This window comes from Acinetobacter tianfuensis (genome assembly GCF_003611465.1).
Taxonomy (GTDB): domain Bacteria; phylum Pseudomonadota; class Gammaproteobacteria; order Pseudomonadales; family Moraxellaceae; genus Acinetobacter; species Acinetobacter tianfuensis.
Map to the genome: position 1 here is coordinate 1 of NZ_RAXV01000016.1, position 17,379 is coordinate 17,379.

The following is a 17,379-nucleotide window of genomic DNA, read 5'->3' on the forward strand; positions in this document are numbered from 1 at the left end:
GTACCAATAAATTGTTTCAGCGGAATGAGTGCATTGGTGGAAAGGCAAATCAGGGTTGCCTGCACGCCTTGGTTTAAGCCATGCTCACCATCAATACGCTGAATAAAGAGTTCTTCATTCAAAGCAGGATTGGAAAATTGCACATGTATGGCGCGTTTTTGGGCAGACAAACCCAATTGTTCTAAAATTTTAACAATCGTATTTAGCATTATTTCAATCTTTTCGAATTATTTTTGTATATTTAATCGGCAATATTCTAAGAGCTAGCGCCAACTTAAACTAGCTCTTATGCAAATAAAAATGTATCTGATTTAAAAATCATTATAAAAACAAATTATTAAATTACTCAAAAACTTTAGCCTTTCTGCACTAAGTAACGAAACTCTTTATTGCCATTCTCATCCAGTTTTTCTTCTTGCAGCAGCAGCTCATGCCCTAAGTGCATACAGAATTTTGGAATATCCCACGATGTCGAATTATCCGTTGCAAATACTTCAACAACATCCCCTGACTTTGATTTACGGATCGCCTGATGAAGCATCATCACAGGCTCAGGGCAGCGTAAACCGCGGGTATTTAACTGGATACTTGGCGTAATGGCTGAATCAGACATTGCAGGACTCTAAATAATAAAACTGGCCTAGTTTAACATAGCCCAATAAAATTCCAGCATGCGGTCTATTGGACACCGAAGGAGTATGCCTGATCCAGCAGGCCATCTTTCATTTCAAAGCAGTTCGTTTCAGCCTCAAGGCGTTTATCCGCGCAATTAAGCGCCCATTTTGCTGCTATTCTTTACTATTTTTCAGCATCCTAGCTGCATGTAACCATGCTGTAAAATTTGACCTCACCATTCTAAAATCGCAAGGAATATGCATAGACAACTGTATTTTCTACGGTATGATGAAATCACGTTTTTTTTAGATATTAAGAGTCTTCAGGAAAGATCATGCACGAGGAATCAGGCCCGTCGTGGGGCATGCGCGGCTTACGTAAATGGCTAGGCACTGCACCAGAGACACGCGACGAACTGTTAAAATTAGTACAAGATTCACGTCGTTTCTTAGAACCCGATACTGTCGCAATGATTGAAGGCGTTTTTGACCTTCCTGCGACAAAAATCCGCGAAGTGATGACACCGCGTACTGCAATGATCAGCTTGCAGGAAAATGATGAATTGCTGGATATCCTGCATGTGCTGATCGAATCAGCACATTCACGCTTCCCTGTATTCTCTGCAGATCAGCCTGACAACGTTGTCGGTATCTTACTGGCAAAAGACTTGTTGCCCTTCCTCACTGAACCTTCTGCCAAAGTAGATATTCGTGCGCTAATGCGTCAGCCGCTGTTCGTGCCTGAAAGCGCGCGTTCAGATCAGGTGCTGCGTATGCTGAAAAATACCCAGACACATATTGCAGTGGTTATTGATGAATATGGTACAACGTCAGGTTTAGTCACTTTAGAAGATATTTTGGAAGAAATTGTCGGAGAAATTGAAGATGAACACGACAATCTGGATGAAGAAGCAGACTATATTGTTCCAGATGCCGACCCTAAAACAGCAAATACTTGGCTGGTTCAAGCGCTTACACCAATTGAACACTTTAACAATGTTTTAGATGCTGATTTTTCAGATGATGAAGTGGAAACTGTAGGCGGCCTGCTGCTTCAGGAAATTGGTTTAGTCAGTGATTTGCAAGGACAAGTGATTGAGCTTGAAAATTGGGAGTTCACCATTTTGGAAGCAGATGCCCGCACTATTCATCTGATCCGAGCTGTCCGTAAATGAGAACCTATTTTCAGAAGCTGTTAACCCCTTCAGAACAACAAAAGCAGCTTCCGTTGATTTACCCGCTGTTCATTGCGCTGCTGGCAGGCGCAATTTTCAGCTTTGCACTTGCGCCTTACCACTACTGGTGGCTGGCAATCCTTTCTCCAGCACTGCTGTATGCCTGCCTGCATAAGCGCAGCGCAAAACAGGCGTTTGCCATTGGCTGGTCCTATGGCATTGGCTTATGGTTTGTTGGCGCTTTTTGGCTCTACACCTCCATTCATGTCTATGGCGATACCAGCGCTGTACTCAGTGTGCTGATGATTGCGGTCATGGCTTTGGTGATGGGCCTTTTTTCAGCAGTGCAAACTTGGCTCTACCGCCGCTTTTTCCCTGAAACACCGCTGACCTTTACACCGCTTTGGGTGCTGTTTGAATGGGCTAAAACTTGGGTATTCACCGGTTTCCCGTGGCTATTTGCAGGCTATGCATTCACTGAGCGTTACCTAGACAGCTATGCGCCGCTATTTGGCGTATTCGGCGTGTCATTTGTAGCGATTATCCTAGCCTGCGCACTGGTCGAAATTTTGCGTAGGCGTATATTTTGGGCAATTCCTTCAGCAGTCTTGCTGCTGGGCGCATGGGGAGCCTCACAGCTGCATTTTGTCGAGCAAAAAGCGGATAAGCCGCTGTCTGTTTCCTTAATCCAAGGCAACATCCCGCAAGATTTAAAATGGCTGACCGAATACCAAGTCAAAACCCTCATGATCTATGCCGAACTGAGCCGCAGCGAATGGGGCCGTGATCTGATTGTTTGGCCAGAATCATCTATTCCTATGTTCCAAACAGATATCGAGCCATTTTTAGATGCCATGAAGGCGCAAGCGCAGAAAACTGGCACTGCATGGGTCACAGGCATTCCTTATTGGGACTTGCCTGAATCTGAACGTGCTCAGCATCCAATGTACTACAACAGTATTATGGCAACGGGTGAAGACGCATCTGGCTTATATAAGAAACAGCGTTTGGTGCCTTTTGGCGAATACATTCCATTATCAGGCTTGCTCAGCTGGGTGCTTCCTGCTTTGCAAAATGATCCGTCTATGAGCGGCTTCAGCCGCGGCGCAAAGGATCAAAAGCCATTAGATATTAAGAGTCACCCCTTAGGCGCAGCCATTTGCTATGAAGTGGCTTACCCTAACCTCACACGCCGCAATGCTCAGCAAAGCGACTTCTTAGTGACCGTGTCCAATGATGCATGGTTTACAGGCACAGCAGGCCCATTGCAGCATCTGCAAATGGTACAAATGCGCGCTAAGGAAAACGGGCGCTGGTTTATCCGCGCAACCAATACTGGCGTAACAGCCTTTATTGATCACAATGGCCATATCGTGAAACAAGCGCCAATGGATAAAACCGCTGTACTGCGCGGCGACCTGCCTGCCATGCAAGGCGAAACACTCTATATGCGCTTAAGTGACTGGCCAATCTTAGGCTTCTCGCTTTTCTTATTGGCCTTGGGCTGGATGTACCGTCCGCGCAAAGTTGATGTCAGCTTCAAATCACGCCGTTAGAACAGCATCCGAATGCTAAATCACATCAACAAAAACCGAGCCTAGGCTCGGTTTTTGTTTTAAAGCAGTTTTGTCCCTAATGGCACTTCCATGTCTGGCACACAGAGTGCCACATGCCCTGCTTCATTATGAAAACCTGTGACCAAACATTCTGACTGTATAGGGCCTATTTGCTTTTTCGGAAAATTCAGCACGGCCACAACCTGTTTGCCCAGCAAACTTTCAGGTGTATATAACTGTGTAATTTGCGCACTGGATTTCTTCACGCCAAGTTCAGGGCCAAAATCGACATGTAAAATATAGGCAGGTTTTCTCGCTTGCTCAAATACTTCTGCCCTTACAATTTGGCCCACCCGCAATTCAACTTTAATAAAATCCTGCCACTCAATCTGATCCACTGCTTTTCACCTCTGCTTATTGTTTTAAATTCATCTTTAAATTACTCATCGATTCTATGCAGATTCAGTACGGTGCGCATATGCCGAAACAGACAAGTCATCCTGTGAAATAGACAAAATGCCACACGAAATACAGACCTAAAAAAACCGAGTCATCATGCTCGGTCTTTTAAAGATATTCGATTTTAAAATTGAACGGCTAAATAAGACAGCATTACCGCCAGTGACAGCATCGGTAAATAACGGTACACGTTCACAATGCCCTTTTCTAAAGGTGTACTGCGCTGCTGCTTTAATTTAAGCACCGTCGCCTGCAGTGCAGACCAGAAACTTAAGGCCAGCAAAGAACTCATCATGCTAATTGCAAAGAAACCCACCACAATCTGACTGCTGCCTTCTGTGCTTTGCCAAACATGCAAAATACCTTGGCTCATTGGCAATAGGCTTAAAATCAAAATCACAGATTTAAGCATAGACCAATGAAATTGGTTAATTTCATCCGTAAGTATTAATGCTTTCATACTGCTCTCCTCTGACTTCATTCAGTGCCATAAGAGATATTATGCAAGCTTTGATTTAAAATAAAAGCCTACATTTATTCATATTTTACGATAATTGTAATCAATAGTTTTGGGAATAATTCTTATTATAAATCTCAAACAAAATAAATCATATCTATTTATTAAAATTCAAACACTTATATATTTCTTTGTTATTAATAATAATTATCGCTTCGAGCAGTATTGATATAAGCAATGACTCGAAGCGATTTAATCTATAAACAACAGATTATAATGATTCTCAATTAATGCTGATAATAGATATCAGCGTCATTTCCTTCACCGCCAGACTGCCCGTCTGCACCAAATGAATATAAATCAAATGGACGGCCTTCTGTCCCTGGAATCACATATTGTACGTCATTATCCCAACTGTCTTTTGGATAGCCGCCTTTGACATAACCGCCCGGCAGCCAATTTTTCGCAGATTCAGGTTTATTCACCAATGCGCCTAAACCGCCATCCTGCATTGAAGGATATTTTCCATTATCCATTTTGTACTGATCCAAAGCGCCTGAAACACTTTTAAGTGTAATTTGCGTAGTATCAACTTTGGCCTTTTCACCGCGCCCCATAACATTCGGCACAATCAGCGCTGCCAGTACACCTAAAATAACAATCACGACCATGACTTCAATCAGGGTAAAACCCGCTTGTTTTCTATTTAATCCTTTAGCTTGCATGTATTTACTCTCGTCTACTTCATTCGCAGTGTGAAATGTTTTAAATCATATTATTCATATTAACAATTGGCAGCATTACGGCGATGACAATGACCAGCACAATACTGGCCATCAGCACCAGCATCAGCGGCTCAAGCAGCGCCAATAATGTTGAAATAAGGGTAGTCACTTCTCTGTCCTGCATCACAGATGCACGTTCCAGCATGCGGTCCAATTCCCCTGAAGATTCACCGCTTCGGATCATTTGTACCATCATTGGCGGAAAATAACTACTTCGCTCCAGCTGGGTTGCGAGGTTACCGCCTTCAGTCACTTTCTCTGCCGCAACATTGACTGAATCACGAATAATCCAGTTATTGCTGACCGCCGCGCCAATTTTTAAAGCATCGACTAAAGGCACGCCAGACTTGGTCAAAATAGACAGTGTACTGGCAAAACGCGCCGCATTAATACCGCGTGACAGCTTGCCGAATAAAGGCAGTTTCAGCGTTAAACGGTCAAACGCATAATGCCCAGCTGCAGTCCTTAAAAAACGGATAAGTAAAAATATCGCAAAAGCGCCGCCTGCCAAAACAAAAGGCCATGCTGCGCGGATAAAATCACTGGCCTTCATTAAAGCAACTGTAATCCACGGCAGCGCCGCTTTGTCCTGATCAAACGTTTTCACAATATCAGGTACAACGTAAGTCATCAGTCCCATCACAATTGCAAAAGACATCAGCATTAAAATAATGGGATAAATCATTGCCCCTTGGATTTTCTTTTGCATGGCAAAGCGGTTTTCGGTGTAATCCGCCAGCTGATCTAAAATCAGATCCAAATGCCCTGAACGCTCACCTGCAGCAATGGTTGCAATATACAATTCAGGAAACCGCCCAGACTGCTGCAGGCCATTCGCTAAAGAATGCCCTTCTAATACTTTGGAACGCACTGACATTAAAAGGTTTTGCACATGGGCTTTTTCACTTTGCTTACCGACAGCGCGAATCGCTTCTTCCAATGGAATCGCGGCTGCGACTAAAACCGAAAGCTGGCGTGTCATCAGCGCTAAATCGTAAGAGTTGATCCCTTTTTGAAACCAGCCAGACTGAGCATGTTTTTCTTTTTGCTCGACAGGATCAACCGAGACAGGAATTAAGGCTTTATCCCGCAGCTGCTGCCGGATTTGACGGGCTGAATCCCCTTCAAGCACACCCTTCTGCGGCTTCCCTGAAGCATCTATGGCGGTAAACTGATATGCTGGCATTGTTATGCTCTAATTTTTCCAAAAATCTGTCAGCGCAGTTGCGCCCAACCCTTAAAATCATTCATATTCTAGATATAAATTATTTGCTCACTCTAACACAATTGCTTTTCGATCACGACGAAATTTAATCAGGACCAAACTGCCTTTTTATGCAAGCTTCAAACTCCAATTCAGCGCCGATTTACCGCGTCCGCGTTGCTGTTCCTGTCTATCTGCATGACTGTTTTGACTACAGCCTGAGCGCAGAACAATATCAGCAAGCAGAAGCAGGCGCACGCGTTGCCGTATCTTTTGGCCGGCAGCATCTGGTTGGCGTAATAATGGAAAAACTTGCGCCTGATGCACCGCTTGATCCCAGCATAAAGTTAAAAGCAATCACAGAACTGCTGGATGAGCGCGCCATTTTAAGCCCTAAAGTTTTAACTTTAGTGACATGGGCAGCGCAATATTATCAATTTCCGATTGGCGAAGTTGTACATAGCGCTTTGCCTGCACTGCTGCGTCAAGGCAAACCCTATAACCTGCTGGCGCGCATGTGGAAATTGCTGGATGACAATGCCGAAGCTAAAGTCAAACGCTCCGAACGCCAGCAGGAAGCCTATAAAATTTTAAAGCTGCATCCTTCAGGCACTTCTGAAAATATTCTAAATTTAGCTGGTGTTGAAACAGCAACGTTAAAGGCGCTGGAAAAGAAAGAAATCTGTACCTGTGTTTTGGAAACGCAAGACTTCAGCCCCATGCCCGTCAGTTTGGCGCAAATGCCGTTAACTGCAAATGAAGAGCAAAAACATGCGATTAACAGCATTGTCAAAACACGCGGTAAATATCAGGCCTTTTTACTGGATGGCTTGACTGGAAGCGGTAAAACCGAAGTCTATTTGCAAGTGATGCAAGAGGTGCTGAAACAAGGCAAACAAGTTTTGGTGCTGGTCCCAGAAATTGGCCTGACTCCGCAAACGGTCAGCCGTTTCCAGTCCCGTTTTCATTGCAATATTGCGCTGCTGCATTCAGGTCTGAATGACAGCAAGCGTTTGCAGGCTTGGCAAGCCGCTGAAACAGGCAAAGCTTCAATTGTGCTGGGCACACGCTCAGCCATTTTGACACCAATGCCAAATTTAGGCTTGATTATCTTAGATGAAGAACACGACCTGTCTTTTAAGCAGCAAGAAGGTTTCCGCTACCATGCGCGTGATGTTGCACTATATCGCGGCCATCTTGAGCAATGCCCTGTCATCTTAGGTTCAGCTACACCCAGTATCGACAGTTATGCGCTCGTGCAGCATGGCAAAATGCGTGTACTAGAGCTGAACCAGCGGGCGGGCGCTGCCCTGATGCCTAAAATTCATCTTTTGGATTTAAAAATCGCAAAGAAACAGCACGGCATCAGCGAAAGCCTGCTGGAAGAAATGAAAAAACGGCTAGAAAAAAAAGAGCAGGTCTTGGTCTTTTTAAACCGCCGCGGCTATGCGCCTGTACTCATTTGCGAAAGCTGTGCATGGCAAGCCAAATGCCCGCACTGCGATGCCAACTTTACCGTACACCGCACACCGTACCAGCATTTGCACTGTCACCACTGCGGCACCATTCACCGCATGCCTGAGCACTGCCCGCAGTGTGCGCATAAAGAACTCAAACCTTTAGGCATGGGCACGGCGAAGGTTGAAGAACATCTGAATGAACTCTTTCCTGACTTTGATGTCATTCGTGTAGACCGCGACTCAACCAGCCGCGTTGGGAGCTGGCAAAAAATTTATGACAAAATTCAGCAAAGTGAGCCAGCTATTCTGCTTGGCACACAAATGCTGGCCAAAGGGCATCACTTCCCCTATGTCACTTTAGTCGCTATTTTAGATATCGATTCAGGCCTGCTCAGTGTAGATTTCCGCGCAACTGAACGTACTGCGCAGCTGGTGGTTCAAGTGGCTGGACGCGCTGGACGCGGTGAACGCAAAGGCGATGTCTACCTGCAAACACTGCGGCCTGATCATCCTTTGCTAAATACATTAGTGAAGGAAGATTACCGCCAGTTTGCCAAGCAAACCCTAAAAGAAAGACAAGCAGCCATGATGCCCCCATTTCGCTATGCAGCGCTCATCCGCTGTGAATCGAAGGAACAGCAGCTGAATACTGATTTCTTACAGCATCATGCGCAGCTGCTGAGGCAAAGCGCCGAGTTGAATGTCGATATCTGGGGGCCAATTCCAGCGCCAATGGAACGCAAAGCCGGCCGTTACCAATCTCATATGGCGCTATTGTCGCCAGACCGCGCAAGATTGCATTTTTATATCCGCAATTGGTGGCAAAATATGCTGCATTCAAAACCTTCCAGCATGAAGCTCACGCTGGATATTGATCCGCAGGAATTAAGCTGACAGCTGCCTGTATAAAATCATTAAGACTAGGACGGACACATGTCTTTACTGCTGCAGATTACTGTTTTTCTCGGCGCATCTTTACTGCTGGTGCCTTTGCTGAAACGTTTCGGCATTGCCACAGTTTTGGGCTATCTGATGACAGGCATTTTGCTTGGGCCCAGCGTATTTAATATTGCCAGCGATCCGGAAGCTATTCAGGAGTTAGCTGAGTTTGGCGTGATTCTGCTCATGTTCCTCATTGGCTTAGAACTTCGGCCGCAGCGCTTATGGTCCATGCGCTCATCTATCTTTGGCATGGGCAGCCTGCAAGTCGGTATCAGCGGACTGGTATTAGCTGTGATCAGCTTTATTGCCTTGCAGCAGGGCATTGCAGCCAGCCTTGTGATTGGTTTTGCCCTAGCGCTTTCTTCAACGGCCTTTGTCCTGCAGCTGCTGACTGAAAAACAACAGCTGAATACCACCTACGGCCAGCAGTCTTTCTCTATTTTGCTGTTTCAGGATATGGCGGCTATTCCGCTGCTGGCCATTATTCCGATGCTTGCAGGCACAGAATCCCCCCATCATGGCATCGCCTATTTTGCAGCCATTGTGGCCACCTTTACTGGACTCTATCTATTTAGCCGCTATCTGATGCGCCCCTTTTTCCGCTTTGTTGCCAAAAGCGGCGCGCACGAGCTGATCACCGCAGTCGGCCTATTCATTGTATTGGCTGTGGTCTGCTTAATGGATGTACTGGGCATCAGCACAACGCTCGGCGCATTTTTAACTGGGGTGCTGCTGGCAGACTCTGAATTCCGCCATGAGCTTGAAGCCAGCATTGCGCCATTCAAGGGCTTGCTGCTGGGTTTATTCTTTATGACCGTCGGCATGACCACTCAGCTGTCTTTATTTATCGAGATGCCTTGGCTGATCATTGGCGGCGCGCTGATTTTACTGCTGGTGAAAATGATCAGTATGGCGGCGATTGCGCGCTATCTAAAATACTCATGGCAAAACAGCCTGATGCTGGCAACCTGCTTGGCGCAAGGCGGTGAATTTGCTTTTGTCGTTCTTAATGTGGCGCACAGTGAAAAAGTGATCGGCCAAGCCATTATGGAACCGCTGACTTTAATTGTGACGCTGTCTATGGTGCTGACACCAATCCTGTACTGGCTCATGAGTACACAAATTCTGCCGCGCTTATTCAACAAAACCGCCATGCCAGAATATGATGATATCCCCGACCAGCGCCATCCGCTGATCATTGCAGGCTTTGGCCGTTTTGGACAAATTATTGCCCGTGTTGCGCATCTGCAGCACCTGCCCTTTACCGCAATTGACAGCAATTTAGATAAAGTTGATTTTGTACGCAATTATGGCGGCAAGCTCTATTATGGCGATGCTGTGCAGCCGGATATCTTGCGGGCTGCCGGTATTGAACATGCGCAGGTCTTTATTTTAGCGATTGATGATATTGAAGATTCAATGAATGTTGCGCGCCACATCCGGCTGAATTATCCAAACCTGAAAATGCTGGTGCGCGCACGGGACCGCCATCATGTGCATTTGCTGCGCGACTTAGGTGTTGAGCATATTTGGCGGGAAACCTATTTATCCTCTTTAGGCATGGCCTACCGCATGCTGCGCGATGTCGGCATCAGTGAAGAAGATGCTTATAAGAGCATTGAGCTGTTCCGCAGCTATGATGAAAAACTGCTGGAACAGCAGCAGCACATCTATACGGATGAACAGAAAGTCTATGAAACACACCGTAATGCTTTAGCTGAGCTGGAACATTTATTTGCCAGCGACATGCAGATCCGCCAAGAGCCGGCTGGTGTGGATTTACAGCGGGGCCTGCAGCGCAGCCGCATTGATGTGGCCCGTGACGAAAAGGATGAACTGAAATGACTTGTGTTTTACAATATTGGCACCATTAAAGCAGGGTTATGGAGAATTTTATGCCTGATTTACGTCAACGCTTTTTTATTGAAGACAGCCCTGTCCGCGGTGAAGTCGTGCATCTTGAAGACGCATTGCAAACCATTCTTGCACAGCGCGACTATGCACCTGCAATTAAAATTTTATTGGGTGAAATGCTCAGCGCGACTGCACTGCTGGCCAGCACTTTAAAAATTAAAGGCCGTATCAGCTTGCAAATCCAAGCAGCAGGGACATTTAAATGGGGAATGGCAGAATGCAACCATTTAGGTGAAGTCCGCGCATTGGCAGACTACGAAGAAGATCCTCACTTCACACAAGCAACAGATAGCAGCACAGTATTGCAGACCTTAGTGAATCCAGTGTTATTTATTAACATCGAGCCTGAATTTGGCGAGCGCTATCAAGGCATTGTACCGCTCGACAAACCGACCTTAGCAGGCTGTCTCATGCAGTATTATGACCTATCTGCACAAATTCCAACCCGTATCGTGCTTGCCAGCAGCCAGCAGCGTTCAGGCGGTATCCTGATTCAGCTTTTGCCCCGCAACAGTGAAGAAGAACAAAAACGTGTCGACGAAGACCTGTGGCCTCGCCTGACGATGCTCACTGAAACATTAAAAGCAGAAGAACTGACAAATTTAGAAGCGAACGAAATTCTGTACCGTTTATACAACGAAGAAGACGTACGCTTACCTGAAGCTGAAATACTGAAATTTGGCTGCACCTGCTCTAAACAGCGCTGTGCAGATGCACTGATTCAAATTGGCGCAGCGGCAGTACGTGAAACACTTGAATCACAAAACCCGATTGGCATGGACTGTCAATTCTGCAACAGCCATTACGAATTTACAGCCGAAGAAGCCCTTGGCTTATTTGGTGAGCATCTGAGCTAAATCTTACCGTTCTGGAAAAGCATCCATATGGATGCTTTTTTTATATCTGAATTACGGCACTCATTCAGCCTATCAATGCTCTGAAATGAGATAGGGCTATTCAACTCAGCCGATAAAGCCTGAAATTAAAATACGATGAACTGCGCTTGCGCTTTGCTTTTGATCTTGTACACTCTGCGGCGGACAGGTACAAAAAATGAAAAATCGCCTGTTTAAATCAATAAAAAATGACGCATATACGTATCGGATTTACATATGAATAAGAAAATAATTTTTGGAGCAATCGCGCTATCCATCAGCTGTTTCTTTGACGCTGCCGCCGCAGATTTAGCTGGACGCTGGAAAACCATTGACGACAAAACTGGCTATGCCCGCGCCGAGGTGCAAATCAACAAACTTAAGGATGGCAGCTACGCTGGAAAAATTGTTAAGGTCCATGCCATTCCTAACCGCCCTGCAATCAGCCGCTGTGAAAAATGTAACGGTAAATTAAAAGACGCACCGCTGATTGGCCTGCAGATTTTTTCAGGTTTCCATCAAAGTGATAACAATCAGCATGAATACATCGATGGAAAAGTCATTGACCCGCTCACTGGCAATGTCTATCAAGGAAAAGGCCAGCTGAATAGCCGCGGCAACGTGCTGACACTGCGCGGCTATTTAGGAACAACATTGCTGGGCCGTACCGTTTCTTGGATACGGGTTAATTAACAGCACATATAAATCATAAAAAAGACCGTATTTACTGTGCAGGCAACTCCAGAATCTGCACAGTAAAATCCAGCAGCATCTATTCTGCACTTTCCGATGCCCTAGAGTGTTTACTCTTAATGAGACCAAGTCTCCACTTCCTCATGCTTTTATATATTAATTCACTATTTATCTGAATTTTATTATCTTTTTTTGTTTTTTTAAGCTAGCCAATGATGCTGCTTTTCCCTTATATTAATTCCATACTTTTTTTATGTCCTTATTTTAAGGACATTATTCTCTCCAAAAATCAGGCTCCATTTTTATGAAAAATACGCTCTTTTCTGCAGTTCTTTTTAGTCTTGGCACAGCCTTAAGCACATTAACCTCCGCTGCTGCATCAGATCCTCTGGTTGGCACGTGGAAAACGATTGATGACCGTACAGGCTACTCATTGTCAGATGTTGTCATCCGTAAAAATAAAGATAATCAATATTCAGCGACAATTATCAGTACACGCAGCATTCCTGGCGCAAGTGAAATGACGCTGTGTGAAAAATGCGAAGGCGCTCAAAAGAACACCCCGCTTGTTGGATTAACCACACTGACTGGCCTCACAGCAAATCCGGGCAATAATAAAGAGTTTGCGGGCGGCAATTTACTTGATCCAAAGTCTGGGCAGCACTATAACGCCCGCGCTAGGCTCATGAATAACGGCAAACATTTAATTATTTACAGCAGCCAGCAAGGCGCTGCTGTTGGCCGAAATATCACTTGGGTCAAAGATTAATTATGAGCCCTTCGGGGCTTTTTTTAACCTTATTGTTTTATTGCAATCTTCAACCTGCATAACATTATGATGGTGTTTATGTGAAACATTTAACAATATATCTCATTGTTTTTTAAATACTTTACAATTAGACTATCTGCTCTAAAATTTAGAACTGCTCACATTAAGGACAGCCTATGACAGCGTATAAAGGACTACTGACCGGATTGGTTTTATCTCTGATCACTTCTTTCGGCTTCGCCGCTGAAAGTGACCCGCTGGTGGGCAAATGGAAAACCATTGATGACCGCACAGGCTACTCCCGTGCAGATGTAGAGATTAAAAAGAAGCCGGATGGCACCTATGAAGGCATTATTGTGGAAACCCGCAATATTCCAGGCACAGAAAAAATGGGCATTTGCTCAAACTGTCCCGGCCATCTAAAAGGTAAACCATTTATCGGCCTGCCTTTTATCTGGGGTTTTAAGGAAGACAAAGCCAATCCTCTGTTGTATATCGACGGCAAAGTGCTTGATCCAATTGGCGGCCGAGTTTATCGCGGCAAAGCGCGCTTAAATGCGTCAGGAAAACGTTTGACACTGCGCGGCTATATTGGCGTATCGGTTATTGGCCGCAGCGTTACTTGGGTAAAATACTGATTTTATTGCTAAATTTCAAAGCCTCTTCGGAGGCTTTTTTTATTGTCATAAATTGAAACAATATGGCGTAAATAATCACAGCCGAATTGTTCTGATCATCATAATATCAATCCAAATACGATCAAATTATATACAGTAACCATGCCGAATAGTACTAAAAAAAATTACTATGAAATTCTTGGGGTGAACAGAGATTCCACCTCCGAGCAGATAAAAAAAGCATACCGCAAATTAGCGCGTAAATACCATCCGGACATTAGCAAAGAAGCGGATGCTGAAACACGGATGCAAGAAATTAATGTTGCTTATGACACTTTAAGTGATGAGACTAAGAAAAAAGAATATGACTTCCAGCTCGATCACCCTGAAGAGTTTACTCATTTTTCAGGCGGACACGGCAGCCGCGGCGGCTTTGATGACGCTGCATTTTACCGTCAAAATGGCGGACAGCATGAACAAACAGATTTTCAAGGTTTTGAAGACCTATTTGGCCGTTTTGGCTCTGGATTTGGCGGCGGGCAGCAGCGTCAGTACAGACAGCAGCGCTTTAAAGGTGAAGATCAGCACGCCAGTATTGAGGCTGATTTAAACCTTGCCTATCACGGCGGAATACAGAAAATTACCTTACAAATCCCAACGTATAATAACTATGGCGAGCCTGAAGTACAGCGTAAAATATTAGAAGTAAAGATTCCAAAAGGTCTGAAAGACGGACAGCAAATCCGTTTAAATGGTCAGGGTCAGGCAGGAATCAATGGCGGAGAAAATGGTGATTTGTATATTCAGGTTCACTACCCTGCAACCCACCGTTACCGTGTAGATGGCGCAGATGTTTACTTCAATGTAGATATTAGCCCATGGGAGGCAGCCTTAGGGCAAAGTATTGAAGTTCACTTGCCTGATGGCAGCGCAGTTCAAGTTCATTTGCCGGCCAATTCACATACAGGCCAGCAGTTGCGTTTAAAAGAAAAAGGTATCCCGAATAAAGTGCCGGGGCATTTGTATTTAGTACTGAATATTGTACTGCCAGTCCCGCATAGTGAAAAAGAAAAACAGGCTTATCAGGCATTTGCAGAATCATTTAGCCAATTTAAGCCACGGCAATCCTAAGGAGAAGAATATGACAACTATTCATTATCGTGAAATTGTCTGCAATGGCCATAATCACACTGAAGTCGTTGATGAACAGCACACCTTCGACTTAAATCATTTTGCTGAAGCTTGCGGACAAAGTCCAGAATGGGTGCTGCAGCTGCTGGAATACGATATTTTGCAAGACAGGCCTGATGAACGCATACATCAGTTTTTTGGTGAAGATATTTCCCGTGCGCGCCGCGCCTACCGTCTGCAAAGAGACTTTAATGCCAGCTTTACCGCTGTAGCCATGATGATGGACTTAATAGACGAAGTCCAGCAGCTGCGCAAACAAGTAAAACACCAGCACTTTCAATCTCACTAAATAACAATACTGGCCTGCTTCCCTGCATTGAAAAATACTGGGGAGCAGCGGCTTTTTATTGATTATGGAGCACAGTTTAACGCTATGAAAACCAAAGACTGCAATAAGAAAGTTAAAAATATGTTTCCTGAATTTAGAGATCAAATTCAAGAGTTAAGAAACGAAAACCCTCATTTTGCCAGCATGTTTGAACAGCATGATGAGCTTGATAAGACCATCGGACAATTAGAGCTTGATCCGCTTAATCATCTGCATGAGGACATTGAAATACTCAAGCGGAAAAAGCTCAAACTCAAGGATGAAATGTACCGCTTACTAAAAAACAATCATGTTAAAGACTAATTTGCGTCCGATGAATTAAATGTATCCCGCACATTAAGAGACTTGATCATTTTGTTCCATTCATAGCGGCTCAAATAGATACATTTCAACAGTTTTTACAATTGTAAATACTGTGTATTTCAGCTCGCTTGCTTGAGCGCCAAACAATAAGCCTTTATTGCCGATGAAATAAATATAGAAAAAGTTTTTAACCTGGCAAAAAACATCATTGTTTACTGAAAAACCAATAAAAGACGCTCAAATACAAGTGCATATTAAATTTCACAACAAAAAAGCTTCAGGAAACTTATTATGCGATTCAACAAATTCATATTTTGTACGCTGCTCTGTTTCAGCGGTTCACTTTATGCCAACGACATTGTCGGTGTTTGGAAAACTATTGACGAACAGACAGGCGACTCTCGGGGGGATGTCACGATCAGTAAAAACAGTGATGGAAGCTATACAGGGAAAATTACAGCCATCCGCCCGCTGCCATATAAACCTTTGATATCTATGTGTGAAAAATGTAAAGGTCCGCTTAAAAATACAAAATTAGTCGGACTCTAAATTTTAAAAGGGTTCAAAGCTGACCCTAAACATGACAACGAATTTATCGGCGGCACGGTTCTAGACCCGCTATCTGGCAATGTTTACAAAGGCAAAGCCAAATTAAACCCATCTGGCAAAAGACTAACCATGCGCGGCTATATTGATGTATCAGTACTTGGCCGAAGCACAACTTGGATCCGAGCTGATTAACCTTTTCAATTTCAACCACGAAAACAGAACTGACAGCAGTAATTATGGCCTTGTGGTCAGTTTTTCAATTTCTTTTAAGGTTTTTTTGGTTCCCTTCACAGTTGCTTTAATCGGCTCATAATCCATAAACCACAATAAATTCATATGCTGATCACCTTGCTGCTGCGCCAGCATATCAATCACACTTCTTTCGCCGCGGCCGACCAAATGGCGGCGGTAGAAATAATAAAGCAGCAATAATGTTGTCATGCACATAATCGCCAGCATGATCCAGAAACCCGTTGGCGACTTCAGGCCGGGGATAAATTCAAAGTTCATGCCATAGATTCCTGTCAACAAGGTCAGCGGAGCAAAAATAGCCGTGATAATCGCTAAAATACGCATGTTTTCATTGGTCTGATTCGCTACTGCTGAAAAATGCAAATCAATTGCCGCCTGTACAGCGCCGCGCAGCCGAGTGGTATGTTTCTGAATCCGTTCAATATGGCTGCTTAAATCATCCACCCGGACCAGCATGATGTCTTGCTTTTCACTGCGTTTCTTACCTTTAAGATGCGAGTAGTTATCGACAATTTCATCACGCAGTTCCTGCATGGTTTCAATTTGTTCTTCACACAAGTTTTCAACCTGCTGAAAAGCCATATTCTCTTGCAGCAGCTGATGCCACTTAGTAAAACGGCGATGCCCCTGCAGCAGCTCTTGCTGCCAGTATTCAACCCGTTTAGTTAAAGGCACACGCAGGTCCAAATAGCCATCGACCATTGTATTTAATAAACGCAGCGATAAATCCAAAGGAGTAGACGGCAATTTACGCGGTTTATGATGTTCATCGATAGAACGCGTCAGCACCGTTTCGATACGCTGCAGATAACGCTCAATGTCTTTATTGCCCTGTTCCCTCACCGTGATCAGCAGCTGCGGGGTTAAAATAAAGCTGATTGGCGTTGTTGCCAAACCGAACATGCGCTCATGTTTTTCTACAGCGCTGCTGTCCAGCTTAATCTCATCATCAGGCGTAATCAGCTTGCGGAAAATCAGCAGGTCATAATCATCTAGAGTATCAAATGCGCAAGGATGATCTAAATTTAAAATATCTCTCAAATGGTATTCATTCAGCCACAGCTGAGCCGTATTAAATACCTCTTGCTGCCATTGCTCTGGCCGATTGACCACATCTTCACGTGTACAATCCAGCCAAATAAACTCTGGCTCAGCATCCTGCAGTTTTTGTTTTTGAACAAAAATATGCTGCGCTTCCGGATGAAGATAAAAATAATAGCTTTGCATAATTCAATT

At 44.5% G+C, this 17,379-nt stretch carries 20 protein-coding genes; 13 read left to right on the plus strand and 7 right to left on the minus strand.

The genetic code is table 11. From position 1 onward, the window contains the following. Both D7V32_RS08555 and tusA read right to left on the minus strand, forming a co-directional pair. Positions 1–209, minus strand: a 209-nt coding sequence (locus tag D7V32_RS08555) for a hypothetical protein (RefSeq protein WP_147394214.1), incomplete at its 3' end; no start/stop codon positions are given. A gap of 146 nt (positions 210–355) precedes the next feature. Then, a complete protein-coding gene (gene tusA / locus D7V32_RS08560; RefSeq protein WP_120402471.1) occupies positions 356–613 on the minus strand; it encodes a sulfurtransferase TusA in 258 nt (85 codons plus the stop codon). A gap of 336 nt (positions 614–949) precedes the next feature. On the opposite strand from tusA, the gene D7V32_RS08565 reads away from it, so the two are divergent. Together D7V32_RS08565 and lnt are read left to right on the plus strand one after the other, a co-directional pair. Continuing rightward, positions 950–1,789, plus strand: coding sequence for an HlyC/CorC family transporter (locus D7V32_RS08565; RefSeq protein WP_120402472.1), 840 nt, complete (start codon positions 950–952; stop codon positions 1,787–1,789). After that, positions 1,786–3,345 carry an apolipoprotein N-acyltransferase gene (gene lnt, locus D7V32_RS08570; RefSeq protein WP_120402473.1) on the plus strand — a complete coding sequence of 520 codons (1,560 nt, stop codon included), beginning with the start codon at positions 1,786–1,788 and terminating at the stop codon, positions 3,343–3,345. Before D7V32_RS08565 ends, lnt begins: the two co-directional genes overlap by 4 nt. A gap of 59 nt (positions 3,346–3,404) precedes the next feature. Here the strand turns inward: lnt and D7V32_RS08575 are convergent, their stop codons facing one another. The 4 genes from D7V32_RS08575 to gspF all read right to left on the minus strand — a co-directional run bounded on the left by D7V32_RS08575 (position 3,405) and on the right by gspF (position 6,232). Then, positions 3,405–3,743, minus strand: a complete 339-nt coding sequence (locus D7V32_RS08575) for a tRNA-binding protein (protein ID WP_120402474.1) — start codon at positions 3,741–3,743, stop codon at positions 3,405–3,407. Between the two features lie 185 nt (positions 3,744–3,928). Further along, positions 3,929–4,264: a hypothetical protein gene (locus D7V32_RS08580; RefSeq protein WP_120402475.1), complete on the minus strand. Its 336-nt coding sequence runs from the start codon at positions 4,262–4,264 to the stop codon at positions 3,929–3,931. Positions 4,265–4,548: 284 nt separating this feature from the next. Next, on the minus strand, positions 4,549–4,986 hold the full coding sequence (gene gspG, locus D7V32_RS08585; RefSeq protein ID WP_120402476.1) for a type II secretion system major pseudopilin GspG: 438 nt from the start codon (positions 4,984–4,986) through the stop codon (positions 4,549–4,551). 40 nt (positions 4,987–5,026) lie between these two features. Continuing rightward, entirely contained in the window at positions 5,027–6,232 is a 1,206-nt protein-coding gene (gspF, locus tag D7V32_RS08590; RefSeq protein WP_120402477.1) for a type II secretion system inner membrane protein GspF, read from the minus strand. Positions 6,233–6,381: 149 nt separating this feature from the next. Here gspF and D7V32_RS08595 point away from each other — a divergent pair, with 149 nt between their 5' ends. From D7V32_RS08595 to D7V32_RS17770, 11 genes are all read left to right on the plus strand, one after another. After that, positions 6,382–8,604 (plus strand): primosomal protein N', encoded by a 2,223-nt coding sequence (locus tag D7V32_RS08595; protein ID WP_120402478.1) that lies wholly within the window; start codon positions 6,382–6,384, stop codon positions 8,602–8,604. A 39-nt stretch (positions 8,605–8,643) separates the two neighbouring features. Beyond that, the gene (locus D7V32_RS08600; RefSeq protein ID WP_120402479.1) at positions 8,644–10,497 is read left to right on the plus strand and encodes a monovalent cation:proton antiporter-2 (CPA2) family protein; all 1,854 of its coding nucleotides are present in this window, start codon (positions 8,644–8,646) and stop codon (positions 10,495–10,497) included. Between the two features lie 50 nt (positions 10,498–10,547). Then, positions 10,548–11,423: an Hsp33 family molecular chaperone HslO gene (hslO, locus tag D7V32_RS08605; protein WP_120402480.1), complete on the plus strand. Its 876-nt coding sequence runs from the start codon at positions 10,548–10,550 to the stop codon at positions 11,421–11,423. Positions 11,424–11,678: 255 nt separating this feature from the next. Next, positions 11,679–12,134: a DUF2147 domain-containing protein gene (locus D7V32_RS08610; RefSeq protein WP_120402481.1), complete on the plus strand. Its 456-nt coding sequence runs from the start codon at positions 11,679–11,681 to the stop codon at positions 12,132–12,134. Between the two features lie 304 nt (positions 12,135–12,438). Then, positions 12,439–12,903, plus strand: coding sequence for a DUF2147 domain-containing protein (locus D7V32_RS08615; RefSeq protein ID WP_120402482.1), 465 nt, complete (start codon positions 12,439–12,441; stop codon positions 12,901–12,903). 176 nt (positions 12,904–13,079) lie between these two features. Further along, positions 13,080–13,541: a DUF2147 domain-containing protein gene (locus D7V32_RS08620; RefSeq protein WP_120402483.1), complete on the plus strand. Its 462-nt coding sequence runs from the start codon at positions 13,080–13,082 to the stop codon at positions 13,539–13,541. A 141-nt stretch (positions 13,542–13,682) separates the two neighbouring features. Beyond that, the gene (locus tag D7V32_RS08625; protein WP_120402484.1) at positions 13,683–14,651 is read left to right on the plus strand and encodes a DnaJ C-terminal domain-containing protein; all 969 of its coding nucleotides are present in this window, start codon (positions 13,683–13,685) and stop codon (positions 14,649–14,651) included. Positions 14,652–14,661: 10 nt separating this feature from the next. Continuing rightward, entirely contained in the window at positions 14,662–15,000 is a 339-nt protein-coding gene (locus D7V32_RS08630) for a chaperone modulator CbpM (protein WP_120402485.1), read from the plus strand. Positions 15,001–15,084: 84 nt separating this feature from the next. Next, positions 15,085–15,342, plus strand: a complete 258-nt coding sequence (locus tag D7V32_RS08635) for a YdcH family protein (protein ID WP_120402525.1) — start codon at positions 15,085–15,087, stop codon at positions 15,340–15,342. A 291-nt stretch (positions 15,343–15,633) separates the two neighbouring features. Then, positions 15,634–15,891: a DUF2147 domain-containing protein gene (locus D7V32_RS17765; RefSeq protein ID WP_322898857.1), complete on the plus strand. Its 258-nt coding sequence runs from the start codon at positions 15,634–15,636 to the stop codon at positions 15,889–15,891. Continuing rightward, positions 15,892–16,083 carry a DUF2147 domain-containing protein gene (locus D7V32_RS17770; RefSeq protein WP_322898858.1) on the plus strand — a complete coding sequence of 64 codons (192 nt, stop codon included), beginning with the start codon at positions 15,892–15,894 and terminating at the stop codon, positions 16,081–16,083. A gap of 42 nt (positions 16,084–16,125) precedes the next feature. Here D7V32_RS17770 and D7V32_RS08645 read toward each other — a convergent pair whose 3' ends face one another. Further along, on the minus strand, positions 16,126–17,370 hold the full coding sequence (locus tag D7V32_RS08645; protein ID WP_120402486.1) for a magnesium transporter CorA family protein: 1,245 nt from the start codon (positions 17,368–17,370) through the stop codon (positions 16,126–16,128). Positions 17,371–17,379 lie beyond the last annotated feature (9 nt).

Coding starts and splice junctions, on each gene's coding strand:
- tusA (WP_120402471.1), bottom strand. CDS start 613: ATGTCTGATTCAGCCATTACGCCAAGTATCCAGTTAAATACCCGCGGT.
- D7V32_RS08565 (WP_120402472.1), top strand. CDS start 950: ATGCACGAGGAATCAGGCCCGTCGTGGGGCATGCGCGGCTTACGTAAA.
- lnt (WP_120402473.1), top strand. CDS start 1,786: ATGAGAACCTATTTTCAGAAGCTGTTAACCCCTTCAGAACAACAAAAG.
- D7V32_RS08580 (WP_120402475.1), bottom strand. CDS start 4,264: ATGAAAGCATTAATACTTACGGATGAAATTAACCAATTTCATTGGTCT.
- gspG (WP_120402476.1), bottom strand. CDS start 4,986: ATGCAAGCTAAAGGATTAAATAGAAAACAAGCGGGTTTTACCCTGATT.
- gspF (WP_120402477.1), bottom strand. CDS start 6,232: ATGCCAGCATATCAGTTTACCGCCATAGATGCTTCAGGGAAGCCGCAG.
- D7V32_RS08595 (WP_120402478.1), top strand. CDS start 6,382: ATGCAAGCTTCAAACTCCAATTCAGCGCCGATTTACCGCGTCCGCGTT.
- D7V32_RS08600 (WP_120402479.1), top strand. CDS start 8,644: ATGTCTTTACTGCTGCAGATTACTGTTTTTCTCGGCGCATCTTTACTG.
- hslO (WP_120402480.1), top strand. CDS start 10,548: ATGCCTGATTTACGTCAACGCTTTTTTATTGAAGACAGCCCTGTCCGC.
- D7V32_RS08610 (WP_120402481.1), top strand. CDS start 11,679: ATGAATAAGAAAATAATTTTTGGAGCAATCGCGCTATCCATCAGCTGT.
- D7V32_RS08615 (WP_120402482.1), top strand. CDS start 12,439: ATGAAAAATACGCTCTTTTCTGCAGTTCTTTTTAGTCTTGGCACAGCC.
- D7V32_RS08620 (WP_120402483.1), top strand. CDS start 13,080: ATGACAGCGTATAAAGGACTACTGACCGGATTGGTTTTATCTCTGATC.
- D7V32_RS08625 (WP_120402484.1), top strand. CDS start 13,683: ATGCCGAATAGTACTAAAAAAAATTACTATGAAATTCTTGGGGTGAAC.
- D7V32_RS08630 (WP_120402485.1), top strand. CDS start 14,662: ATGACAACTATTCATTATCGTGAAATTGTCTGCAATGGCCATAATCAC.
- D7V32_RS08635 (WP_120402525.1), top strand. CDS start 15,085: ATGAAAACCAAAGACTGCAATAAGAAAGTTAAAAATATGTTTCCTGAA.
- D7V32_RS17765 (WP_322898857.1), top strand. CDS start 15,634: ATGCGATTCAACAAATTCATATTTTGTACGCTGCTCTGTTTCAGCGGT.
- D7V32_RS08645 (WP_120402486.1), bottom strand. CDS start 17,370: ATGCAAAGCTATTATTTTTATCTTCATCCGGAAGCGCAGCATATTTTT.